Origin of the sequence: Sporosarcina sp. FSL K6-5500 (assembly GCF_038005665.1) — a bacterium.
GTDB lineage: Bacteria > Bacillota > Bacilli > Bacillales_A > Planococcaceae > Sporosarcina > Sporosarcina psychrophila.
Genome location: NZ_JBBOTP010000001.1, coordinates 407,392 through 432,383 on the forward strand (window position 1 = coordinate 407,392; position 24,992 = coordinate 432,383).

17 protein-coding genes are annotated in these 24,992 nt (G+C 40.9%); 4 read left to right on the plus strand and 13 right to left on the minus strand.

All coding sequences use genetic code 11. From position 1 onward, the window contains the following. Positions 1-30 precede the first annotated feature (30 nt). The 9 genes from secA to flaG all read right to left on the minus strand — a co-directional run bounded on the left by secA (position 31) and on the right by flaG (position 10,246). Entirely contained in the window at positions 31-2,538 is a 2,508-nt protein-coding gene (gene secA, locus MKX62_RS01910) for a preprotein translocase subunit SecA (protein ID WP_340740503.1), read from the minus strand. Between the two features lie 223 nt (positions 2,539-2,761). Then, positions 2,762-3,328, minus strand: coding sequence for a ribosome hibernation-promoting factor, HPF/YfiA family (gene hpf / locus MKX62_RS01915; protein ID WP_067211968.1), 567 nt, complete (start codon positions 3,326-3,328; stop codon positions 2,762-2,764). A gap of 119 nt (positions 3,329-3,447) precedes the next feature. Next, positions 3,448-3,843: a PilZ domain-containing protein gene (locus MKX62_RS01920; RefSeq protein ID WP_067211970.1), complete on the minus strand. Its 396-nt coding sequence runs from the start codon at positions 3,841-3,843 to the stop codon at positions 3,448-3,450. A gap of 63 nt (positions 3,844-3,906) precedes the next feature. Beyond that, a complete protein-coding gene (locus tag MKX62_RS01925; protein WP_340740504.1) occupies positions 3,907-5,382 on the minus strand; it encodes a methyl-accepting chemotaxis protein in 1,476 nt (491 codons plus the stop codon). Positions 5,383-6,012: 630 nt separating this feature from the next. Then, complete coding sequence (locus MKX62_RS01930; protein WP_340740505.1) at positions 6,013-7,479, minus strand: methyl-accepting chemotaxis protein; 1,467 nt, start codon at positions 7,477-7,479, stop codon at positions 6,013-6,015. A gap of 160 nt (positions 7,480-7,639) precedes the next feature. Next, positions 7,640-7,993, minus strand: a complete 354-nt coding sequence (locus MKX62_RS01935; protein WP_340740506.1) for a hypothetical protein — start codon at positions 7,991-7,993, stop codon at positions 7,640-7,642. Next, a complete protein-coding gene (gene fliS, locus MKX62_RS01940) occupies positions 7,990-8,391 on the minus strand; it encodes a flagellar export chaperone FliS (RefSeq protein WP_340740507.1) in 402 nt (133 codons plus the stop codon). The genes MKX62_RS01935 and fliS overlap by 4 nt, the downstream gene beginning before the upstream one ends. A gap of 33 nt (positions 8,392-8,424) precedes the next feature. After that, on the minus strand, positions 8,425-9,855 hold the full coding sequence (gene fliD / locus MKX62_RS01945) for a flagellar filament capping protein FliD (protein WP_340740508.1): 1,431 nt from the start codon (positions 9,853-9,855) through the stop codon (positions 8,425-8,427). A 19-nt stretch (positions 9,856-9,874) separates the two neighbouring features. After that, positions 9,875-10,246: a flagellar protein FlaG gene (gene flaG, locus MKX62_RS01950; RefSeq protein WP_340740509.1), complete on the minus strand. Its 372-nt coding sequence runs from the start codon at positions 10,244-10,246 to the stop codon at positions 9,875-9,877. 250 nt (positions 10,247-10,496) lie between these two features. Here flaG and MKX62_RS01955 point away from each other — a divergent pair, with 250 nt between their 5' ends. The 3 genes from MKX62_RS01955 (at position 10,497) to MKX62_RS01965 (ending at position 16,925) form a co-directional block, all read left to right on the plus strand. Further along, positions 10,497-12,494, plus strand: a complete 1,998-nt coding sequence (locus tag MKX62_RS01955; RefSeq protein ID WP_340740510.1) for a methyl-accepting chemotaxis protein — start codon at positions 10,497-10,499, stop codon at positions 12,492-12,494. Positions 12,495-12,732: 238 nt separating this feature from the next. Then, positions 12,733-14,724: a methyl-accepting chemotaxis protein gene (locus tag MKX62_RS01960; RefSeq protein WP_340740511.1), complete on the plus strand. Its 1,992-nt coding sequence runs from the start codon at positions 12,733-12,735 to the stop codon at positions 14,722-14,724. 203 nt (positions 14,725-14,927) lie between these two features. Beyond that, positions 14,928-16,925 carry a methyl-accepting chemotaxis protein gene (locus MKX62_RS01965; protein WP_340740512.1) on the plus strand — a complete coding sequence of 666 codons (1,998 nt, stop codon included), beginning with the start codon at positions 14,928-14,930 and terminating at the stop codon, positions 16,923-16,925. Positions 16,926-17,054: 129 nt separating this feature from the next. Here MKX62_RS01965 and MKX62_RS01970 read toward each other — a convergent pair whose 3' ends face one another. The 4 genes from MKX62_RS01970 to MKX62_RS01985 form a co-directional block, all read right to left on the minus strand. Next, the gene (locus MKX62_RS01970; protein ID WP_340740513.1) at positions 17,055-17,780 is read right to left on the minus strand and encodes a Fic family protein; all 726 of its coding nucleotides are present in this window, start codon (positions 17,778-17,780) and stop codon (positions 17,055-17,057) included. Between the two features lie 416 nt (positions 17,781-18,196). After that, complete coding sequence (locus MKX62_RS01975) at positions 18,197-19,219, minus strand: NADH:flavin oxidoreductase/NADH oxidase (RefSeq protein WP_340740514.1); 1,023 nt, start codon at positions 19,217-19,219, stop codon at positions 18,197-18,199. A 117-nt stretch (positions 19,220-19,336) separates the two neighbouring features. After that, positions 19,337-19,759 (minus strand): MarR family winged helix-turn-helix transcriptional regulator, encoded by a 423-nt coding sequence (locus tag MKX62_RS01980; protein ID WP_187045550.1) that lies wholly within the window; start codon positions 19,757-19,759, stop codon positions 19,337-19,339. Positions 19,760-20,072: 313 nt separating this feature from the next. Further along, positions 20,073-21,872 carry a DNA/RNA non-specific endonuclease gene (locus MKX62_RS01985; protein WP_340740515.1) on the minus strand — a complete coding sequence of 600 codons (1,800 nt, stop codon included), beginning with the start codon at positions 21,870-21,872 and terminating at the stop codon, positions 20,073-20,075. Between the two features lie 1,866 nt (positions 21,873-23,738). On the opposite strand from MKX62_RS01985, the gene MKX62_RS01990 reads away from it, so the two are divergent. Beyond that, positions 23,739-24,704, plus strand: a complete 966-nt coding sequence (locus tag MKX62_RS01990) for a S8 family peptidase (protein ID WP_340740516.1) — start codon at positions 23,739-23,741, stop codon at positions 24,702-24,704. Positions 24,705-24,992: the final 288 nt, after the last annotated feature.

The window sequence follows — 24,992 nt, forward strand, 5'->3', positions numbered from 1 at the left end:
TTTCCTCCTGAATTTGGGTTGCCCGGTAACTTATGCATTACCGTGGCAGTTTTTATATTTCTTCCCGCTGCCGCATGGGCATGGATCGTTACGACCGATGTTTACTGCGCGACGCACTGGTTTCTTACGCACTTGCTCGCCATCCTCTTTCGGATTAACGGCCTGTGCTTTAACAACTTCTTCACGTTCAAGGTTGTTGCGGATTTCAGCTTTCATCACATACTTCGCTGAATCGGCTTCAATCGATGCGACCATTTCCTCAAACATTGCAAATCCTTCCGCCTGATACTCACGAAGCGGATCAGTTTGACCATATGCACGTAAATGGATACCGTGACGCAATTGATCCATCGCGTCTATATGATCTGTCCATTTCGAGTCAATGGCACGAAGCAAGACGACTTTTTCGAATTCACGCATGCGCTCTTCCGACATTTCTTCTTCCTTCTCATCGTACCGTTCAGTAACAGCTTCTTGGATCAACGACGTCAATTCCTCAACCGATTTCTCTTCCATAGCTACAGTTGTTATACGACCATCTGGGAGTATATTTGCGCCCAAGAAATCTTCGAGTCCTTTTAGATTCCAATCGCTTTCTTTTTCTTCCGTCGTATGAATTGACACAGCATTTGCAATTACATTCGACAGCATTTTCTCTAGTACGCCACGAATGTTTTCTGACTCTAGAATTTCATTACGTTCTTTGTAGATGATTTCACGCTGCAGGCGTAATACATCATCATACTGCAGCAAACGTTTCCGTGCATCAAAGTTATTTCCCTCTACCCGTTTCTGAGCAGATTCAACCGAACGCGATACCATTTTCGACTGAATTGGCGTCGTGTCGTCCATACCAAGTTTCGTCATCATCGACTTCATTTGGTCCGAACCGAAACGGCGCATTAATTCATCTTCAAGCGATAAATAGAACTGCGTCACACCCGGATCCCCTTGACGACCAGAACGTCCACGTAGCTGGTTGTCAATTCGACGCGACTCATGTCGTTCTGTACCAAGAACCGCTAGACCGCCAAGTTCCTGCACGCCTTCTTCAAGTTTAATATCCGTACCACGGCCCGCCATATTCGTCGCAATTGTAACAGCACCTTTGTGACCGGCTTCCAAAATGATTTCCGCTTCACGACTGTGGTTTTTCGCATTTAAAACATTATGCTTCACACCGTATTTTGTCAAATGCTTAGAAATAATCTCAGACGTTTCAATCGCAACTGTACCAACAAGAACTGGTTGCCCTTTGTCATTCCGTTCTTTGATGTCCTCCGCAACTGCCTGGTATTTACCTTCCATTGAAGAATAAATAAGATCTGCACGGTCATCACGGATTAGCGGACGATTCGTCGGTATAGCAATGACGTTCATGTTGTAAATATTACGGAATTCTTCTTCTTCCGTTTTCGCTGTCCCAGTCATACCAGACAGTTTGTCATACATACGGAAGTAGTTTTGGAATGTAATTGTTGCAAGAGTCATCGTTTCATTCTGAACTTCTAGGCCTTCTTTTGCTTCAATCGCTTGGTGAAGTCCATCACTGTAGCGACGACCTTTCATAAGACGTCCTGTAAATGAATCGACAATGACGACTTCGCCTTCTTGAACGACGTAATCAACATCAATATGCATACTCGCATGTGCTTTCAACGATTGGTTAATCGCATGGTTAAGTGTCGTATGTTCCAAATCGAATAAGTTATCAATACTGAATGCAGCTTCCGATTTCTCGATACCACTTTCTGTCAAGACGACACCTTTCGTCGACTCATCATATGAATAATCTTCTTCATTTTTGAGTGATTGTGTAAATTTATTTGCCAAGCGATACAATTCTGCCGCTTTCGCAGCTTGCCCTGAAATGATTAGTGGTGTACGCGCTTCGTCAATTAAGATCGAGTCAACCTCATCTATAACTGCGTAGAACAGCGGACGCTGCACTTTATGTTCATTATAAAGCACCATGTTATCACGTAAGTAATCGAAACCGAGTTCGTTGTTTGTGCTATACGTAATATCCGCACTGTACGCTTCCCGTTTCTCTTCTTTCGATAAACTATTTAAGTTCAGACCAACTGAGAATCCGAGAAACTCATAAAGTAGCGCCATTTCCGTCGCATCACGACTTGCAAGGTATTCGTTCACGGTTACAACGTGTACGCCTTGACCCGCAAGTGCGTTCAAATAAACCGAAAGCGTTGACGTCAACGTCTTGCCTTCACCGGTTTTCATCTCCGCGATATTGCCCTCGTGTAAAGCAGCAGCCCCAATAATTTGCACACGGAATGGATACATGCCAAGAACACGTTTCGACGCTTCGCGAACGACTGCAAAAGCCTCAGCCTGAAGATCATCAAGCGTTTCTCCTTTTAAGAAACGTTCTTTGAATTCAGTTGTTTTTGCTGTCAGTTGTTCATCCGTAAGCTGTTCCATTTGTGTTGCAAGCGCTTCGACCTTGTCCGCAATCTTGTCAAGACGCTTCAAATCTCGTTTATTCATATCAAACATTTTATTCAATACGCTAAGCATTTAGGTCACATCCTCATTAGGTTCACCCTTCATTTTAACACTGTGAATTGCACGGTGCAAATGGTCTAGCCAAAACACATTAAGGAAATTTTGTATTGCGTGATGGGAGGACCATAATACGCGGGTATAATAGGTTTTTCCGCTCGTCCCCCACTATTGGAAATCAAAATAAGACCCCTAAGCAGTATTCCCGCTTAGGGGTCTTCCAAACTCCATTATCTATTCAGCTTGTTTCAATTAAGCCATATTTACCATCGCTACGTTTATAAACGATGTTTGTTCCATCAGAATCGGAATCTGTGAAGACGAAGAAATCGTGGCCAAGCATGTTCATTTGAAGAATTGCTTCTTCTTGGTCCATCGGTTTTAGATCAAAATTCTTAGTTCGGACGATCGCAAATGCCTGATCTTCTTCCCCATTTGCATCACTGTTTTTCTCTTCGCTTTTATTGACTGATGCGAAGAATGCTGCAACGCCTTCACGTTCACGGAACTTACGGTTTACTTTTGTTTTATATTTTCGAATTTGACGCTCTAACTTGTCAACGATCAAGTCGATAGCTGCATATAAATCGTTATGACGTTCCTCTGCACGAAGCGTTAAGTTTTTCATAGGAATTGTTACTTCCACTTTAGTTTGCTTATCATTGTAAACTTTCAAATTCACATGTGCAGTTGCGTTCGCATTTTCATCGAAGTATCTTTCGATTTTTTGCAATTTCTTCTCGACATGTTCACGAATTGCCGGAGTTACCTCGATATTTTCACCGCGAATATTAAAATCTAACATATGAACTCCTCCTTTAAGTTAACCTATACAGTACACTTCTACACATTCCCCATAAAGTCCTTCTAAAAACATTTAGAAAATTAAATATATTGTCGATTTGTGACGAATACGTTCAAAAATTACTTTTTTTCGTCCTTTATAGCGCTACCCAATGCACTTTCAGAGCGTCTTCGAAGTTTAAGCTCTTCGACGATTAAATGTTCAATTTCTACGTTTTCATCAAAATCATAACCGTACATGTATCCCCCACTATATGGCTTCTTCCACACAATTACGCCTTGCAGGTCGATTAATTTTTCATAAAGTGTGAATTTGATATGCAAGCGGACAGATTCACGTTCAAGTGGAATATCGAACTTCGCAAAAAGCTTTGCACCACCTGGACTGATGTCTAAGAAATGACATTCGCCCGGGCTCGATTCTATATCCGTTCCATTTTCAACGACAATCCGGAATTCAGCTACAAGCGGTTCCCCAAATGTATACCTAAAATATTCAGTCCGTTTATAAAGCATCTTCTCCACTCCGTTCTAACGCACCAAGATTTGTTTCTCTCATTATAGCAGACTACTTAACTTTCAACGAACTTCAGCCAAGCTTGCCGTTCTTCGCATTGTCCCGTCCAGCGTCGTCACAATCTGCTCATTGTCTACAACCGTTCCATGAATCGTAGCGTTCACTTCTTCCAGTGATGCACTCGATTCGGTCAGTAAGTCAGCAAATGAGCTTGTCATACGCCCGATGTCCGTCGTCTCCTTTGTAATTGAAGCCATCTTGTCGTCAAACATGCCAAACTTCCGGTGAAGGTCACTCAATGTGTTGTGCATGAGTCCGATTTTCATTTCAGCGTCCACCGACAATGCTGCCTGTGTAACAAGTTTTCCTGTACTGTTCGTCAAATTGGCACGCGAGCGATCATTCATCGTGTTGACATTTTCCAAATTTCCATTTATTTCAACCAATGTCACCGCCGTTAATCCAGCAAGTTTCCTGATTTCATCCGCGACAACCGCAAACCCTTTGCCGTGCTCTCCCGCGCGAGCCGCTTCAATCGACGCGTTCAATGCAAGAAGATTCGTTTGTCCCGTAATCGTCTCAATCGACTTGGCAAGCGCATTCGTCTTCTCGATATTCTCAGTAAGCGCATCAAATGATCCGTTCAAATCAGTGAGATAAATTTCCACTTCTTCCATACCTGTACGCAAGTTTTGCATGACTTCCACCATGTCAGCAGATTCAGCGCGAAGACTAGCTGTGTCTTCATTCATAAGATGCGTTTCCTTATGCATATCAGCTACATCATCTTGCGTGCGTTGTGCATTTTTTGCGATGTTCGCAATTTGAAATGCTTCCTGTTCAACACTTGCTGAAACGCCATCCATAATTGTCAACAGTTCCTTCTGTGCTTCCAAATGTCGTCCAGCCGTCTCACCAATCGCCGTCAAATCAGCTGCAACCTGTTCAATCCCTTCATTCAACGAACGATGCTTGCTCTCTTCTAAAAGCGTGTGTGCTGCCTGCTCAGTCGTGAACAAATCGACTTGCATTTCCAGCTTTTTCGTCTGCTTTATTTGGATGAACAGCCCCACTGACATCAAGATCAGCACAAGCGCCAAACTTCCTTTGCTCGCTGCAATTTGCTCTTGATACGGATAGTTCATTAAAAATACGACCAGAACAGCAAGGGACAGCGCAAAACCATAGGTCATAATCCGCATGGATAAATGAACACTTGCAATACCTGCTATGAAAAACGCGATTCCAGCTGTCGCAACAGACGGTTCCCCTATAACCCCATTCAATATCGCGGCAAATCCCGTCATGCCTAGGACAATCCATGGAAACATGCGTTCAAAAATAGCGACCTTTTTCGCCAATGCATAAAACAATAACGTAACAACAACCGGTATCGCCATACTCACAGTCTTCAGCATACCTTGCCCCGTAACAAAATAAAAAATCAAACCGATGAAACTAGAACCACCAAGTGTCACAAATAGAATGAAGTTCTTATTCGAAAATTCCTTCTGCCGCATGGTATCCACAGTGTGCATTCATAATCCCCCTTAGAAGTTCCTATCTATATACCTATCTCACTTGCCGTTAATTGAATTATCCAACATATTACTGTAAACCGATCATAAGCAACGCATGACCGAGCATATAACACGCTAACCGATCATAAGCAACGCACGACCGAGCATATATCTTCCTTACCAATCAAAAACCCCGCACAACCGATCATATATCATCCCAACCAAGCATAAACAACGCACAACCGAGTATATATCACCCTAATCAATCATAAGCAACGTACGACCGAGCATATAGCACGCTAACCAATCATAAGCAACGCACAACCGATCATATAGCACGCTAACCAATCATAAGCAACGCACAACCGATCATATATCATCCTAACCAATCATATACAACGCACAACCGACCATATATCATCCTAACCAAGCATAAACCCCGCACGACCGAGCATATATCTTCCTAACCAAGCATATACAACGCACAACCGATCATATATCATCCCAACCAAGCATAAACAACGCACAATCGATAATATTACACGCCAACCAATCATAAACAGCACACACCGAGTATATATCACCCTAATCAATCGTATACAATACACGACCGGCAAATAATTCCCCAAAAAACGGGGCAACATCGCATTAGTTTCTTATCCGAACTGCTTCCTCATGCGTTTCATTGATATACGTGGCGATTTGTTGTTGTTCTTCAGTCAGTTCGGTCAACGTAGCATTCAGTTCTTCCACAGCCGCGGTACTTTGCTCGACAATCGCCGCAAAATCCATCGTTCGTTCCTGAATTAATGCACTGTCTTCCGTAATTTTGCCGAAGTCTTGGATGAAAATCGATAATACCTTCTGCAACTTCGTCATCGTTTCAAACAAATCTATAAAAGACGCACTAGACTCGTCTGCTACTGCAGTCTGCATCGTTACTTGTTCTAATCCATCTCCAAGTTTTTTAACGGCTATTTCGTTGTAATTGTTTACTTCTATCAAGTTTGTATCAATTTTAGTTAAAGTCTCTCTTGTGAGTCCGGCCAATTTCCGAATTTCTTCCGCAACTACTGCAAATCCTTTTCCTTGTTCTCCAGCACGTGCAGCTTCAATCGAGGCGTTGAGCGCAAGTAAATTTGTCTGTTCTGTGATGGCTTTAATTGCACTTGCGAAAACGTTCGTTTCGTCAATTTTACGTGATAATATACCAAACGTTTCATTTAAATCAGTAAAAAAAGTGTTGAAAGAGTCAATGCTTTCTTTTAATTGTGCAATTTTCATAGTTCCATCTTCGGCTTTTCGACCTGCTTCATTCGCCTGAATCACGACCTGACCTAAGCCTTCTGCAATGACTTGAACCGATTCGTAAGTGTGTTCCGCATTTTCCGCGATATCTGAAATATGATCCGCTTGATGTTGACTACCAACACTTACTTCATTAACAGCTGCAAGCATTTCAAGCTGCGATGTGGCAGATGTCTCCGAATTTGAACGAAGATACGCAAGGTTCGATGTAATCTTTCCAACCGCCTCGTCAAGCTTTGCAGCAAGTGCCCCTTCTTCGCGCACCTTAAGTTCTGTTAGTTCGACAAGCTCCTCCACATGCATGAACATCCGCCCATTTTGACGGACAAGCAAGAATAAGACAAGCCCTGCTAGGAAATGAAGTAGTAATAGATTTGTCCCGCTTCCTCCGACGAGTTCTGGAGCAATGAAAAATTGATTATTTATTATCATGGCAATGAAACTCAGTGCAAAACCAAACGCCATAATGGCCATCTTGCCGTGAATTGAACCTATCACCAAAATAAGAATGATGATACCTATTGTCCCTAGATTCGCTTCTGAAAAAAAGATGACACCCATCGCAATTGCAAAATTCATAACGAGTAATAGATAAGGCAGAAGAAGTGACAATACCTCAACTTTTTTACTGAGAAAATAGAATAGAATTGCGAGTGCAAAAGGTATGGCAACAGACAATTGAATAGCTATCGGTGAGCGCTGTATAAGTTGGGCTAGTAAACCCAGCCCTGCAGCAAGTGCAAATCCAATCATCATAATCGAGTTTTTCCGAAGCCAATCTTCCCGCTTTAATTGAGTAATATTCATCCTATATTTCCCCTTTACCATCAATTTTTCTCATACTAAAATTTACATTAAACACTCTATGTAAAATGTACCATTAATGAACCGCCATTCATACGGGCATAATTAACTAATTATTCAATAAAAAACCCAGTCAGAGAATTAATCTCCAACCGGGTAGTAGTTATTGCTTCGTATCGTAAAATGTACCATCTCGCGCTACATTGCTGTAAGGATTGACGTAGTTTTTCATATTGTCTTTCTTCGCTTGTGATTCCACGATGTCTGTACGAATCAGTTGTGAAAATTGAGCAAGTTTCTTTTGAACATCCTCTTCTGCCGCGACAAGAACTTTGCCGAACACTTCCTCTTCGACCGTGAACGGGGCAGTAATATGTGGTTGCAACTTATCACGATCATCGAGAAGTGATTCGATACCCGCAATCGTCTCATCCCGCTTATCTACCGCTGTTTCTTGCGACAACCTCACTAACTTTTCCGTCACATCACGCCACGCTATCAGCGCAGGCCGAATCATATTTCATCCACATTCGCATACTGTTTCTGGCGGTTAATTTGAATAACCTGCTTCCATGTATCGCGAAATTCCGTAATGATAGAAGAGGCTTCATCCAACATCGCACTATCGTTTTTAATATTGCCGTCTACTAACCGGCTATTTACAAACTCATACAGCACAAGCATGTTTGCGGCAACCGGGTATGACTTGTCCAACGTTAGCATCAGTTCTGAAATGATAGCCTGCGCTTTTTGAACCGACTTGTTTTTCTCTTCGATGTTGTTATCTGCTATCGCTCTTTTTGCTTGGACTATGAATTTCAAACAACCGTTATAAAGCATGAGTGTCAGTTCACCAGGTGTCGACGTATTCACCGAGTTGTTCTGATAAGTTGCATATGGATTTTTTATAACCATTTATGATCTGTCTCCTTTAATATCTTACTATTATTACATGCCGCCGCCAAGTGTACTTTGCAACTGTGCGGATTGTGCATTTGCACGGTTAATCGCCATTTCCATTGCGGTGAACTGCTTCCAAAGTCGATTTTCAACCGTTTTCATACGTTCTTCGAAACGAACAATTTGTTCGTTCATACTTTTCATCGTGCTTCCAAGCGTAAATGTATCATTTCCTGCCCCAACACTGCCAGCCTGTTTCGCAATCGCCGCCTGTCCTACATCAACAGCTTTACGGAATTTTGTTGCAAGCCCTACGTCCGTTTTTGTGAAAAGCTCGGAAACTTTGTTTGGATTTTCTGCAATCATTTCACGAAGTTTTGTCTCATCAATCACAAGTTTTCCATTATCCCTATAGTTGTTAGAAGTTGTGATTCCAATATCACTTAGACGAATCTTACCATCCGTCCCAGTAACCTCACTGTTCAATGCAGCTCGCATGTTCGTCAGCATGCTTGAAATCGTTGGATCGTTGCGAAGCGTTCCACTCATCGACTTTTCTTCCCATAGTTTAATTTCATTTTCCTTCATGTCTTTCATTTGTTCAGCAGTAAGGGGTTGATAATCACGGTATTTAGGCTCGCGAATCTTCGCATTCAATTCTTCTATCATCTTGTTATAGTCATTCACGAACCCGATGACTGCTTCTGCCACTTTATCGGTATCTGGAGTTGAGCTGAATGTTATAGCAGGACCAGGTGCTGTCGGTGTGCCCGTTGCTTGTTTTAAGGTTACCTCAAAACCACTTATTTCAAATGAATTGGAAGGACGTTCCGTTTTAAGTCCGTTAAATGTAAACATTGCATTTTGACCTGGTTTGCCCGTTCCATCAAGTCCTTCTACTTTAATTACATCCGTACCACTATTTTTCGCCGTAAACACAATTTGTCCACTAAACGAATCGTAAAATGCATTGACGTCCTTCACTTTATTGATTTTTTCCATAAAGGATTTAATTGTATCTGTTTCTGGATTGAAAGTTACTGGCTTTCCTACCGTCTCACCCGGTGATGTAATCGTAATAGAGTTTCCAGTAACACCCAACGCCTTCAAAGTTGCATTATCACTCAGCCCTTTAGTATATGCGTCTTTATTACTATTCCAAGTCGACTGCGTAGCCAATTGCTCAACAGAAATCGTCCCCGAAAATTCCGAAATCGAACTAGTGCTCTTTATGCTAACTGCATCTGGGTTAGAAATAGTTACATTTTTCGCCAAAAATGTCTTTTGAAGTAGCATTGTATCTCCTATTTTATTACTTGTTTCTTTCAATTCACGGTTAATGCTACGGTAATCATTCAATTGATATTCTAAATAAGATTTCTTCTGTGTGATTTTATCAAGCGGTATGCGATTTGCTTTCATTAAATCACTAATAATCTTATCTATATCCATTCCTGACGCTAGTCCACTTATCCTCATAATCCTTCACACCTTCTACTTATATTTTTCGATCTACTAACAAACCTACAAACTCGCGCATTGCCGCATGTATGTCCATCAATTTTTTTGATGGGATCTCACGGATAACTTCGTCAGTTTTCGAATCTACAATTGTTACATAGTATTCATTGAGCTTTTCATGAAACTTGAAACGTAATTGCGTATTCGCACTTTCCAAAAATGTGTTCATGCTGTCCGTCATTTGCTTTGCTTTATCAGCAGGTAATTGTTGTTCTTGGTCAGCTTGCTGTTGCACTTTCTCTACAACGGCTTGCACTGGTACCACCGTAACTTCCTTGTTCGATGCTACTTTTTCAACTGAAACGCTTGCATGATGCATCGTAGTTCCCCCATCCATACGACTTACCATTCCTCAAACCTCCCTGTTCCTGAGAACTTCCATTATGATTTATATCGGCAAACCAAAAAGGAAGTTAAGCAAATTGGCAATAAAAAGTATTGGATTTCCCCCAAAGTCATGTTTGCCCGTTTGAATGAAAATAGTTCAACACTACTATTCTCTCTTATTTATTTCATCTACTATCTAAATAAACAAGAATAATTGCCGAAGCATATAAAGTAGTTCATTTAATGTAAGAGAAAGCGAAGGTGCAAGATAAATGTTCAAATCCATCCGAACAAAAATAATTATGACAGTAATGGTGCTATTCCTCATAGGCGTATCCACTATGACTTTCATTAGCAATACGATAGTGAAAAATAATACCGAAGAAAGTATTATCGAATCGAGTGGTGCACTCACCAATGAAATGGGTTATGCAATCGAAAATTTTCTTGGTCAGTACGAGAAAGGCATAGCACAATTATCCACCTCTCCTACAGTGACGGGATTTACACTTCCTGAAGAAGATGCTACAGCAACCAATTCGATTTCTGTACTGGAAGCTGAACTAGAGAGCTTCCTCGGCTTTTACGAAGATACAACTTCCGTCTATTTAACCCTTCCGACTAAAGAAATAATGATCATGCCGAATGCAGATCTCGGAGCAGATTTTGACCCGACCACTCGGGATTGGTATAAAAATGCGGTTGAACATCCAGACGTTGTCCAATGGTCTAGTCCTTTCATTGACTCCGCTACTGGAGAATTGGTCATCGCTGCCTCAAAAGCTGTGCAATCAAATGGCAAATTAATTGGCGTTATGGGCCTTGATATTCAACTCGGTGCATTGACTGATAAAATAGCTTCCAGTGATGTCGGCTATAAAGGCTACCCAATGTTACTCGATAAAGAAGGCATCGTGCTCGCACACCCCGAAAGCCAAGGGGCTGACTATATGGACCAGCCTTTCATCGCAGACATGTACAAAGGTGGAAATGAAAAGGGTGCCATCCACTACGATTATGAAAGTAACTCCTATATAAACGTTTATTCCACAATACCGAAGTTCGGTTGGAAAATTGCCGCCGTCTATGATGAAAAAAATATCAATGCCGCGGCAAATAACTTACGTACTTCAATGATTGTCGTCGCACTTGTCACGTTGCTTGTAATCTTCTCAGCGCTCTATTTCATCATCAGTCACACCATCAAACCACTTGGCCAGCTAAAGTCACTCATGGATTCCGTATCCCAAGGTGATTTGACAGTTCGTTCCGAGGTCAAAACAAATGACGAAATCGGAGAACTTGGAGATAACTTTAATATAATGATCGACAACATGAACGCTATTATTACTGTCGTCAACGGTTCTGCATCTAACGTCCGGGCAAGTTCCGAAAGTTTAAGCGCAGTTGCGGAAGAAACGAATGCATCAGGGGAAGAAGTTGCTCACGCAGTAACTGAAATTGCGTATGGCGCTTCAAAATCTGCTGAAGATGCTGAAATCGTTACGGAAAAAGCCTACCTACTTGGCCAACAAATTAATGAAATCACAACGAAAGCCGTCGTCATGTCTGACATCGCAACTAAAGCTGGAGAAATGAACACAAACGGTCAAGGTCAAATGCAAGAGCTGAAACTATCCTTCAATGACTGGGAAACCAATTTACTGGCAATGTCCGAAGTGATCGGTACACTTGAAGGTAAAGTAAATGCGATCGGCGGAGTCATGGAAACGATCACTCAGATTTCATCGCAAACGAATCTTCTTGCATTAAATGCAAGCATCGAGGCAGCCCGTGCAGGTGAACACGGCAAAGGATTCGCAGTCGTTGCGGATGAAGTAAGGAAACTCGCAGAACAATCTGCCCGTTCAACGGAAGAAGTAAAAGTGACAGTCCAGGAACTCCAAATGGAATCAAGACTCGTCTCACAACAAATGAACGAAACACGCGAAAACTTCCAACGTCAAGGTACCGTCGTACATGACACTGAAATCACTTTCGGAGAAATTTCAACATTGATGTCCGATATGCAAGATTCAATCGATGCAGTGTATGAAGAAATTCAGAAAGTCGCAACACACAAAGACGATGTTGCTGAAACTATCCAAACAATGGCAGCAACTTCACAAGAAACAGCCGCGGCATGCGAAGAAGTCAGTGCTTCAACAGACGAACAGCTTCGTGCCATTCAATCTGTAACTGATGCGGCAGAAACGCTAACAGAGTTGAGTGAGGAATTGAGTTTGGCGGTTAATCGATTTAAAGTTTAAGATTTGAAACACTGCTTAGCACACCTTTTCCGTATTGATAATTGATGAAACTTCAAGAGCACCTAGGATCCTATTAATGATTCTAGGTGCTCTTTGTATTGATTTTAAAACGATAAATATAGAATGATTATTATCACTTATTGTTTAATTTATCTATCTCTAAACAAATAAGTAATTAGACCGAATATTACTTTGTGAGTCAATTCAACTAGACAGATAGAGAAAGCGAAGGTGCGCTATGTTCAAATCAATAAAAACAAAAATTATAGTAACAGTGATGGTTCTTTTCCTCATTGGTGTGACTGCAATGACCGCAATTTCCAGTTTGCAAGTACAATATAAAACAGAGAAAAACCTCATCGATCAGAGTGTTGTACTCGTCGACGAGATGGGTGCTTCGATTACGAACTTTTTAGAGCAATACAAAAAAGGCTTAATCCAAATGTCATACTCCAAAGCCTTAACGGATTATACCAATGTCGGCGATGACATTGAAAACAGCAATGCTACATTAGAGAAAGAATTTAAGGAGTTTCAAAATTTATACGATGAAGCTTCGCAAATCTACTTAGCACTTCCATCAAAACACATGACCCTCGTTCCGCATGCTGACCTTGGAAACGATTATGACCCAACCAGCTTTGAGTGGTATCAAGAAGCAGCTGCAAATCCTGATAGCGTCTACTGGACGGAACCGCATATCGATCGTGCGACAGGCGAGTATGTTATCAGTGCCATGAAGGCCGTTCTGAAAAATGGAAAACTTATCGGTATTCTTGGACTAGATATTCAATTGGCTTCATTGGCCGAATCTATTTCCGGTAGTGATATTGGCTACAATGGCTATCCGGTTCTCTTTGATGCCACTGGGGCTGCAATGGTGCACCCATCGTTAAGTGGTGAAAATCTGATGACGCTCCCTTATATTGAAGAAATGTACATAGGAGGTTTAGATGAAGGGGCCATCCATTACACACACGAAGGCAGCGACAGAGTGAATGTATTCTCATCCATTCCCGATTTCGATTGGAAAATCTCAGCAATTTATCTTAAAAAAGATATTAACGAAATCGCAATCAATCTCAGAAACTCGATGATGGTTGTAGCAATTGCGACACTGCTATTATTCTTCGTCGTCCTCTACTTCATGATCAGCCATACAATCAAGCCCCTTGGAATTTTGAAATCTTTGATGGATTCCGTCTCAAAAGGCGACTTAACCGTTCGTTCTGATATCAAGACAAAAGACGAAATCGGCGAACTAGGTGCTAACTTCAATACTATGATTGAAAACATGAATGCTATCATTACTGTCGTTAACGGCTCCGCATCGAATGTTAGGGCAAGTTCCGATAGTTTAAGTGCTGTCGCGGAAGAGACGAATGCATCGGGCGAAGAAGTTGCAAACGCAGTAACTGAGATTGCACATGGCGCTTCAAAATCTGCTGAGGATGCAGAAATCGTTACGGAAAAAGCGTATCTTCTTGGCCAACAAATTAACGAAATCACAACGAAAGCCGGCGTCATGTCTGACATCGCAACCAAAGCCGGTGAAATGAATACAAGTGGTCAAGGTCAAATGCAAGAACTGAAACTGTCCTTCAACGACTGGGAAACCAATTTGCAGGCGATGTCCGAAGTTATTGGTACACTGGAGGATAAAGTAAAAGCAATTGGCGGGGTCATGGAAACGATCACCCAAATTTCAGCACAAACGAATCTTCTTGCATTAAACGCAAGCGTCGAAGCTGCCCGTGCAGGTGAACATGGCAAAGGATTCGCAGTCGTTGCGGATGAAGTAAGGAAACTCGCAGAACAATCTGCCCGTTCAACAGAAGAAGTAAAAGTGACAGTCCAGGAACTTCAAACAGAATCCAGACTCGTCTCTGGGCAAATGAACGAAACACGCGAGAACTTCCAACGTCAAGGTACTGTCGTAACCGACACGGAAATCACTTTCGGTGAAATTTCAACATTGATGTCTGACATGCAAGACTCAATCGACGCAGTGTATGAAGAAATACAGAAAGTAGCGACTCATAAAGACAATGTTGCCGTAACAATCCAAACGATGGCAGCAACTTCACAAGAAACAGCTGCTGCTTGCGAAGAAGTAAGTGCTTCAACAGACGAACAACTTCGCGCGATTCAATCTGTAACAGATGCCGCAGAAACATTGACGGAGTTGAGTGAGGAATTGAGTAATGCAGTTAATAGATTCAAGGTGTAAGAATTAGTAAAACCCGCCCCGGATCAAGTTCCCGGGGCGGGTTTTATAATAATATCTAGTATATTTATCGAATTGATTTGATAAGGTAAAGTTAATAAAAAGTAGAAACTTTACTATTGTTCATCTATCTCTAAAGAAACGAACGAATAGACCGAAGTATTCATAGTAATCACATTTCAATAGAAGGCGAAGGTGCTCCATAAATGTTCAGGTCCATCAAAACAAAAATCATCATGACTGTCATGGTGCTTTTCCTTATCGGCATTTCCATCATGACTGCTATCAGCAGTACGCAAGTAAAAAATAGGACTGAAGAAAGTGTGTTGACGTCAAGCGGTTCACTCATTAACGAGATGAACTTTGCGATTGAAAACTACCTCAATCAATACGACAAAGGTCTTGCACAATTGTCGACATCACCCTTAGTAACGGAATTTTCTACTGCCAAGGAAAATGAACCAGCAGACGATTCTCTTCCTAAGCTTAATAAAGCATTCGAAAACTTCATGGAATTATACGACGATTCATCAGCAATCTATTTTTCACTCCCTACTAAAGAAACATTCATTATGCCTGCTGCCGATTTAGGCGCTGATTTCGATCCAACGACACGTGAATGGTATTCACAAGCAGTCGCTGATTCCGGTACAGTCCAATGGACGAAACCCTATGTTGACCAAGCAACTGGAGAGTTTGTTATCAGTGCTTCAAAAGCTGTGCTGGCAAATGGTAAACTTATCGGTGTAGTTGGACTGGACATCCAACTCGCTGCATTAACAGACAAGATTTCAGCTAGTGAAATTGGTTATAATGGCTATCCAGTCATATTTGATGTGGAAGGGACAGCAATTGCTCATCCGACATTACGCGGGGAAAATTTGATGAATCTTCCGTTCATCGCAGAAATGTACGAAGAAGGTAACGAGCAAGGCGAAATTTATTATGAATATGAAGGCAACACTAAAGCGAATATCTACTCCACAATTCCAAAGTTCGGCTGGAAAATTGGAGCAATCTATGACGAAAAAAATATTAACGCAATCGCAACTGACTTACGTAATTCAATGCTGATTGTTGCACTAGCAACTTTGCTCGTCATCTTCACTGCTCTCTATTTCATGATTAGCCGTACCATCAAACCTATTAGGAAATTAAATTCACTGATGCATTCTGTATCTCAAGGTGATTTGACGGTCAACTCTGATATCAAAACAAATGACGAAATCGCTGAACTCGGAGATAACTTTAATACAATGATTGACAATATGAACGCTATCATTACTGTCGTCAACGGTTCTGCAGCGAACGTCCGGGCAAGTTCCGAAAGTTTAAGCGCTGTCGCGGAAGAAACGAATGCATCAGTGGAAGAAGTTGCACATGCAGTAACTGAGATTGCACATGGCGCTTCAAAATCTGCTGAAGATGCGGAAATCGTTACAGAAAAAGCCTATCTTCTTGGCCAACAAATTAACGAAATCACAACGAAAGCCAGCGTCATGTCTGACATCGCAATCAAAGCCGGTGAAATGAATACAAGTGGTCAAGGTCAAATGCAAGAACTGAAACTATCTTTCAATGACTGGGAAACCAATTTACAGTCCATGTCCGAAGTGATCGGTACACTTGAAGGTAAAGTAAATGCGATCGGCGGAGTCATGGAAACGATCACTCAAATTTCATCGCAAACGAATCTTCTTGCATTAAATGCAAGCATCGAGGCTGCACGTGCAGGTGAACACGGCAAAGGATTCGCAGTCGTTGCAGATGAAGTAAGGAAACTTGCAGAGCAATCGGCCCGCTCAACGGAAGAAGTAAAAGTGACAGTTCATGAACTTCAAACAGAATCAAGACTCGTCTCACAACAAATGAACGAAACACGCGAAAACTTCCAACGTCAAGGTACCGTCGTACATGACACTGAAATCACTTTCGGAGAAATTTCAACATTGATGTCTGATATGCAAGATTCAATCGATGCAGTGTATGAAGAAATTCAGAAAGTCGCAACACACAAAGACGACGTTGCTGAAACTATCCAAACAACGGCTGCAACTTCACAAGAAACTGCCGCAGCATGCGAAGAAGTCAGTGCTTCAACAGACGAACAGCTTCATGCCATTCAATCTGTAACTGATGCAGCGGAGACGTTGACGGAGTTGAGTGAGGAATTGAGTTTGGCGGTTAATCGATTTAAGGTTTAGAACACTGCAAAAGCGCTCGAGACAGTTACTGTCTCGAGCGCTTTTTGTTTAACTAATTACCCGTGTCTGTGTATAACACAATGCTGAATAATTTCCCTACCACCTTTTTTTGCTACGCACACAATCTATTTACACCAACGATAAATACCAATCCAACGTATGATTTACTTCACTATTAACCAATTCAATGAAATCACCGTATATATTCGTAGTATGCGCTTTGTCTAGTGCATCATAGTAAGAAAGGCGATTTTCCGTCTTGATAATAATTGGAGGATATCCTGCTTTCATTAAGTCTAAATTGAGTAATAATCTAGATGCCCGGCCGTTTCCATCGATGAACGGATGAATGCCAACGAAAATAATATGCAGCATAGCAGCACGCTCAATCGGATGCAAAGACTGTGCCTTGCCATCATGCCAAGAAATCAGTTCTTCCATCTTCTCTCTTATGAGAAATGGTTCAGGCGGGACATGCTCTGCACCTGCAATAAAGACTCGCTGGTCGCGGTACCTTCCTGCGTATCCATCGTCAATTCCTTTTAAAATGAGTCTATGCAAGTTCTTAATTTGCCATTCGGTTAGCAACTCATTATTCGCTACGATTTCTTCTACATACAGTATCGCATCCCGATGGTTGATCACTTCGAGATGCTCCCGCATGGTTTTACCACCAACCGTAATCCCTTCAAGAACGACTTTTGTCTCTTTTAGCGTCAAAGTATTCCCTTCTATCGCATTCGAGTTGTATGTCCACTCAAGTAGCAACTTCTCCCTTAAACTCTTCAATGTATAGGTCGGCAAAGGACGTTTTCCGTCCAGCAATTGTTTTTTACGATCAGCTTCTTGAAACATATCCATGCCCCCTTTTCTTCGTGTATATGCATGTCAAAAGTCTTTTTATTTCTCCAATCATACCACGTGTTCGTATATACTTTCTCAAAAACGCCTGTGGAAGATAATAAGATGACAGTTTATATCTCATCTCGAATAGACAGGAAATAACCATCCATTTGCGAACTTGGTTAGCTTCCATTTTCACTTCATATAATTGCAGTATATTTTAAGATTAATTAGCGCTCAAATATCTAACACTAGTTCACTTAAAGTCCGTACCTGTGCATGTCCCGTTGACAAACCATTCACACACGCAAACAAAAACACAAAAAAAATCGGACATCCAGCTAAATGTCCGATCCTCATTTTATTAGTTTACAATTGTAGTGAATTCACGGAATAGCATCATAAATAAGTGTTGAAAATTAAAATCATTAAAATCCTGCTAAGTACTGTCTCGGCACTGTAGTTTCTTTTTTCAATTGCTTAGCAGCTTCCAATGTCCAATAAGGATTTCTCAGCATGCCTCTTCCAACAGCAATAAGGTCTGCTTCTTCATTTCCGATGATCGCATTGGCTAGATTTGGATCATCCAATCTACCAACGGCCATGACTGGTATCTGAAGCGCTTCTTTGATTTGTCTAGCTAACGGTACTTGGTAAGCTACATGTGTGCCTGGTCTCCCCCAAGCTGCGATTTGACCCTCTCCACCAGAAGAGACGTCAAACATATCCACTCCAGCTTCCTGATAAACGCGAGAGAACGCTATACTTTCGTTTATTCCATAACCACCTTCTACATATTCCTTTGCAGAGATACGCATCAATAGTGGCATTTCAGCAGGCATTTCAGCTTTAGCTGCTTGAATGATTTCGCGGCCAAACTTGGTCAGATCCTGTCCATATTCATCTTCCCTTTTATTTGTAAGTGGAGAATGAAATTGATGGATTAAGTAACCATGAGCGCCGTGGATTTCGATTGAATCAAATCCAGCCTCAACCGCGCGTCTTACTGCTTTACGGAACTTCTCCACCATATCTTTTACTTCAACTGTTGAAAGCGCTCTTGGTGTTTTAGACTTCTCGTCGAATGCGATTGCAGAAGGCGCAACAGGAACAGCTGCATCTTCTGCTTTACGACCCGCATGTGCAATCTGAATCCCAACCTTAGCTCCATAGCGATGACAAGCTTCCACTATCTTCACCAACGCAGGGATTTGATCGTCAGACCATAAACCCAAATCATAATCCGAAATTCTTCCGTCAGGCTCGACATCCGTCATTTCAATCACGATAAAACCTGCTCCACCGATTGCTCTGTTGACATAGTGCAGATAATGCCAGTCAGTGGCAATGCCATCTTTCTGTTCAACGGAATATTGACACATCGGCGGCATGACAACTCGGTTTTTCAACTCCAAATTCTTTATTTTGAATGGACTAAACAAATCTTTCATTGCAAAAACTCCCTCGTTAAAATATATATGCATTACACATACATATATATTAGTGCTATCTATTCTCCTTGTCAAATCAAAGTGCTTCTATTAAGCACTTCGATAGAACATTGCAGTTTATAGCTTTTCTACTAATTGTTTTATCAATCCTTCAACATCAATAGCAGAGAGGTGTAATCTAAGTATTTCACGGAAAGAGACTAGACTTTTTTGTAGCTTTTGCTCACCTAGGTTTGTAAGATGCGTATAGGTTCCTCTACGGTCATCTGTACAATCATGCTTTTCTAAAGCACCGCAGTTCTTCGCTTCCATCTTCCCCACTAATCTGGAAAGTGCACTCTGACTCAATCCAATCATCTCTTGCAATTGCTGTAATCTCAATTTCTTGTCAGGCGCCATGGAAAGATAATAAAGCACGTAGAATTCTTTTAGAGATAGACTGTACTCAGCCTGCAGAACGTTTTCCAATTCTTTCTTCACTTTATTTTGTATTGAGTCTATGGATAACCAGTAATTCATAAAATCATGATTAGTTGTCATATACTATTCCACCTATTCTAAGTCAAATAATTCTGTACTTCAAACTTAATTATAGAGTAACCAAACGTTATACTCAATCCAAACAGTGGCTGCAACGTCACAAGAAACAGCTGCAGCCTGTGCTTCAACAGACGAACAACTTCGCGCGATTCAATCCGTAATTGATGTTGCAGAAACGCTGACGGAGTTGAGTGAGGAATTGAGTTTGGCGGTTAATCGGTTTAAGGTGTAAGTATTGGAAAACCACTTAGGATACTTTTTCCTAAGTGGTTTTCATTTCCACTAATTTCCCAGCGGACTTTTATTAATAACCTCAGAGTTTTACATCCCCGGGTGCATCAATGACATATCCTATTGTCGATTCTAATTGATTGAGCGGATCAAAATTACGTAATTCTTTAAAATCAAGACCCGTAATCACTTCAATTTTTGAAATGGGTACTTGATATGTTTTATATTCACCATAAACAAATTCCAAATCCTCAATCAGATTCTTTTGAGTTTGCAAATAAGCGGTTGCAGATAGATTTCCATCTTTCTTCACAATGACAGCTATTTTCCAAAACTCTGCTGGTATCTGAACTCCCCTGTAAATAATGTCATCCATCCGAAAAACCGGCCCAGTAAACACTGTCACTTTAAGATTTAAGTTTTCGGCATTGTGCAAAATATAATTCTCCAGATCCAGCCAGCTTTTTTGATTCAGCTTACTCTCCTGAGGAGCACAATTTGTAAAATGGAACGTATCCTCATTTGCCTTTTTTGCTGAATCTCCCCAAACAGGATCTAGCCGGCGGACAAGATGCCCCCGATCAAGCGAATTATTTTTATATAATTCAGGGCCGCACTGGTATTCTATTTCGATGCGCGAATCTAGATACCATTTGTCCTTACGACCAATCTTCATCAATTGATTGCCGTCAATATTCACCACCGTATAATAGGCTAAACGGCGTGACTTGCTCATGACAATTGAAAAATGCGTATAATGGAGCACATTACTCCCGTCTTTTAACTGGGCAATATCCTGTTCAAGATCAGACGGGAATATCGGATGTGGGATTTCATAATCAACACCAAGAAATTGAGTGTCATACCCCCTCGATGATTCATACCATGAATCGCTTAACTTCTCGACTTCCATCTCTTCAGGGGTATAATCGGGAACATCCCACCCCTTCACGATGTCATACAATAACAACTTTTGATCATTACTCAAGCTGCTGCCTTGCTCCGCGACAAACTGGACAATACTGCTTATACGAATCCCTTCATTGGCGATAAATTCGGTTCGGTTCTTTGGATCTGGAACGCCTGCATGGTGGAGAGAGATTACGATCCATTCGTCATTATAGACTGGTGAACCGGATGATCCGGGCATGGTATCAGTTGAGTAGTGAATATAATCCTCAAATACATCCATAATCTGATTTTCTCTGATTGCTACAGCTTTGGGGGCGCCCGAAGGATGTTGAATAATTGATACACATTCGCCAACCAACCCTTTTCCAGTTTGCGAGATGAGTGGCAAGAACCCAAAATCACTTACTTTTGTACCATCAGCTGACACTTCCTCTATCGCCACTAATGTAAAATCAAGCTTCTTATCCGTTATAAAGAAACGTTCAGGTGTAAAACGGAAGCTTTTCATCGGCCTTTCATTTAAGTCAAGATCAACTTCATAGTTAAATTGTGCGACACTGAACTGAGCCGAATTGTAATTCTCCAAAACATGATTATTTGTAAGCAATAAGGAAGGTGAGACAAGAAATCCTGTAGCATGTCCGAGAACTCTGCCTAAACGATCACGAATCTCGATTCTACAAACAGGAGTGGCTGCTTGTTGTCCTGCTTCAAGATAAGAAACAGGAAATAAATCATCTCGCCCAATAATACGTTCTATAGCAAGTCCATCACGTGGATCAATAATCGCTTTACGAGTTGCGACTCGCTCAGGCGTATCTACTTCAAAAGGATTTTTAGTTTGCAGTTCACTAGCAATTCGTTCACGTTCACTAGAACGAGCGATGTAACGCTTTAATGCTTGTTGTTGGTGCAAATCTACAAGATCCACATGGAGACTTTGAAACTTATCCAGTCGTTTAATAGACATGTTTACCCTCCCTAAATTAGTAAATCAAGCTATACAAATTGAAGTGAAGATTTATTTTGAATCTGATTCGACTCTCCCTGGTAAGGCGCCTACGCTAAATTTATACATGTATTCACAAGTCCAAATGAACACATTCTAATAGTTGTGATTATTCTAACACTAAGTGCATTTTTTTAAAAGTTACTTTATCAGTGGTTTTCAAGAAATTTTTAAACCAATAATAATCCACTATATTACTTTAGCCATTCGGAACCTGTTTTCATTGCTTTTATCCGGTTCTTAAGAGTGATAAAGGGGATTAATCGATTTAAGGTTTAAGTAATTCAAAAAAACGTATTGGACATTTTTATGTCCAATACGTTTTTCATTTTTCTATCTATATGAGCTGGATCTTCATTTCATAATTTGTGTTCTTAACAAGAAAGAAGTAACTGCCCCCCCATCGGCAGACGTGTGGACAATTACTCTTTCTTCTCGGTCAAATGGCATTTTCTATCCAACTATTTACACAGTCGAACGATATGCAATATCGACCATTAGTACATCTCCTATTCTACCATTATAGGACTGAATGTTCAAACACTTCTTATATATATATATAAAGATTGCCAAATAGAGCGCAATAACTCACTCCTACACGCATTTGTTGACCTATATACCTTCATACCTAGACATTTACTTGTGATTAAACTTAACTCATTTTTTTTCAGTAGCATGCGTATTTAGGACTTGCTACAACTCAATAGTTAAGAAACATTCACTCATGATATGTAACATGTACTACTAACGGAAAAATCCCTCTTATTATCTCAGCCGCTCTAGTGATTATGCGCTAAAGAGAATTCCTCTTTTATAAGGCTTCCGAATCGATTATTTAATCTATTCATTATTGATTAGACTGAATAATCAGTCCGTGATATAATGCACAAGAGGGTAACCTAAAATTATCCTTGGTTTTTAATGGATATTCAATACTCATTTACGGAAGCAAGTTTACTTAGTGTAAAGGTATTACATATAAAGCGGAGATTTTCTTTATGTCGCTCAAATGATATAACTGAAATTTTGGTAGCTATCAAAAAACGCGGTAAATCTTCCCTTCACAAAGTATGAAGGCTAGTCCCCAGAAACTTTCCGTCATTTCTTGTAAAAATTAAGCATATACATACTGACTGTACATATACATAATAGTAGGGCTAATCATATAACTTTTTATCCCTACAGAAATTGCATCTAGATTTCAGTTCATTTACGGAAAATGCATAACCGATTGTTGAGCACTTCCAATTGAAAGGAGGTGAAAACCAATGACAACATACGAAATACTAAGTTTACTCATGACACTATCTGGTGGATGGATTGCTTTTATGTCGGTGTCGTTGTCAGTTATCTTTTTCTTATCAAGAAAGGAGTAATCGCCCCCCATCGGCAGACGTGTGGACAATTACTTCTTTCTTCTCGGCCAAATACTTTTTCTGCCCAACCAGTTACACCATCGTACGATGCGCAACGTCGATCATGATTTTGTCTTACAGTTTACTAGTGTAGGACTGAGTGCTAAAACGCCCAGTCCTTTTTTATTCTATGTCTCATTTTCTATATTATGATGAATTGCCGTCGGAAGTGCAATACCTTTCTGCTAGACTCATAGCCAAATCTATATTTCTTCGTACTTAGTTATTAATACTAGATTACGGTTACGTATATAGGACCTGCTACGACTCACTAAGTACGTTCCATTTAATTATAGTATGTAGCAAGCACTACTAATAGAAACAAATAGTTTACTATCTTTACTGCCACTGTGACTAAATGCTGGTGAAATCTCTTTTTAACTAGATTTTTAATCATACGAGGAGGTATATAGTGGATAATTTTGCACATGTAATCCCATATGAAGTGGTTTTCCAAGTAAATGAGGCCAATGAAGTTCCACCGGGTGTGGCATTAATTCAAGCACCCGCAATTTGGAAAGATACAAAAGGAAAAGGAATCACGGTAGCGATCCTGGATACAGGATGCGATCGTACACACCCCGATTTACAAGAACAGATTATAGGCGGTCGGAACTTTACGGACGATGATGGAAGCAATCCTGATATTTACCTCGATTACAATGGTCATGGTACTCACGTTGCCGGAACGATTGCTGCACAACAGAACGATATAGGCGTAGTTGGAGTAGCTCCTGAAGCGAGTTTGCTGATCGTAAAGGTATTGAATAGAAAAGGCTCAGGGCAATATGGTTGGATTATCAACGGTATTAATTATGCTATTGAACAGAAAGTGGATATTATTTCTATGTCACTAGGCGGACCAACTGATTTGCCTGAACTTCATGAAGCGATTCAAAAAGCCGTAACTAATAATATACTCGTAGTTTGTGCGGCTGGGAACGAAGGTGACGGCGACGATTCAACAGACGAATTCGCCTTCCCAGGCTATTATAACGAAGTCATTAGTGTAGGGGCCATAAATCTTGAACGTCGCCCTTCTGATTTTACCAACTCTCATAATGAAATCGATTTAGTTGCTCCAGGTGAAAAGATCCTCTCTACTTATTTAAACGGGAAATTTGCAACATTAAGTGGAACGTCAATGGCTGCCCCCCATGTTTCCGGAGCGCTTGCCCTCATCAAAGGGTTCGTCAACAACAGTTTCGGCCGAGAACTTTCAGAACCAGAGCTCTACGCCCAGCTAATTAAAAGGACCGTTCCATTAGGGTTGTCGCCAAAGCTTGAAGGTAACGGACTCGTTTATTTAACGGTCCTTGAACATTTGACAGGTATATTTGAGAAAGAAAGTAAAGCTTTGGTTTTGAGTGCACAGTGATTTGATTAATAAGTGGTGTACTAGCATTTTTCAGACATCTTTAATCAAAACGCGGTCTGGTATTTCCGGGCCGTGTTTTGTTATCCTGATTAGCGTAGAAGATGAAGTAGGCCTCGTGATTGTTGGTTGGCTTTGCCGCTATATCTTTCATTCAAAGAATAAACTACATATTCACCTCTATATAATCCGTTTGAGGAGTGGCGCGTTTGACGGATTTTATCATCACATATTTGTTTTCCGAATTACGTTTGAACTTGGAAACTCGCACTTGTGCGGTGCACAGCGTAC

Bases quoted from the DNA above. Each gene is read 5' to 3' on its own strand.
- secA (WP_340740503.1), bottom strand. From the start codon at position 2,538: ATGCTTAGCGTATTGAATAAAATGTTTGATATGAATAAACGAGATTTG.
- hpf (WP_067211968.1), bottom strand. From the start codon at position 3,328: ATGTTAGATTTTAATATTCGCGGTGAAAATATCGAGGTAACTCCGGCA.
- MKX62_RS01920 (WP_067211970.1), bottom strand. From the start codon at position 3,843: ATGCTTTATAAACGGACTGAATATTTTAGGTATACATTTGGGGAACCG.
- MKX62_RS01925 (WP_340740504.1), bottom strand. From the start codon at position 5,382: ATGCACACTGTGGATACCATGCGGCAGAAGGAATTTTCGAATAAGAAC.
- MKX62_RS01930 (WP_340740505.1), bottom strand. From the start codon at position 7,479: ATGAATATTACTCAATTAAAGCGGGAAGATTGGCTTCGGAAAAACTCG.
- MKX62_RS01935 (WP_340740506.1), bottom strand. From the start codon at position 7,993: ATGATTCGGCCTGCGCTGATAGCGTGGCGTGATGTGACGGAAAAGTTA.
- fliS (WP_340740507.1), bottom strand. From the start codon at position 8,391: ATGGTTATAAAAAATCCATATGCAACTTATCAGAACAACTCGGTGAAT.
- fliD (WP_340740508.1), bottom strand. From the start codon at position 9,855: ATGAGGATAAGTGGACTAGCGTCAGGAATGGATATAGATAAGATTATT.
- flaG (WP_340740509.1), bottom strand. From the start codon at position 10,246: ATGGTAAGTCGTATGGATGGGGGAACTACGATGCATCATGCAAGCGTT.
- MKX62_RS01955 (WP_340740510.1), top strand. From the start codon at position 10,497: ATGTTCAAATCCATCCGAACAAAAATAATTATGACAGTAATGGTGCTA.
- MKX62_RS01960 (WP_340740511.1), top strand. From the start codon at position 12,733: ATGTTCAAATCAATAAAAACAAAAATTATAGTAACAGTGATGGTTCTT.
- MKX62_RS01965 (WP_340740512.1), top strand. From the start codon at position 14,928: ATGTTCAGGTCCATCAAAACAAAAATCATCATGACTGTCATGGTGCTT.
- MKX62_RS01970 (WP_340740513.1), bottom strand. From the start codon at position 17,780: ATGTTTCAAGAAGCTGATCGTAAAAAACAATTGCTGGACGGAAAACGT.
- MKX62_RS01975 (WP_340740514.1), bottom strand. From the start codon at position 19,219: ATGAAAGATTTGTTTAGTCCATTCAAAATAAAGAATTTGGAGTTGAAA.
- MKX62_RS01980 (WP_187045550.1), bottom strand. From the start codon at position 19,759: ATGACAACTAATCATGATTTTATGAATTACTGGTTATCCATAGACTCA.
- MKX62_RS01985 (WP_340740515.1), bottom strand. From the start codon at position 21,872: ATGTCTATTAAACGACTGGATAAGTTTCAAAGTCTCCATGTGGATCTT.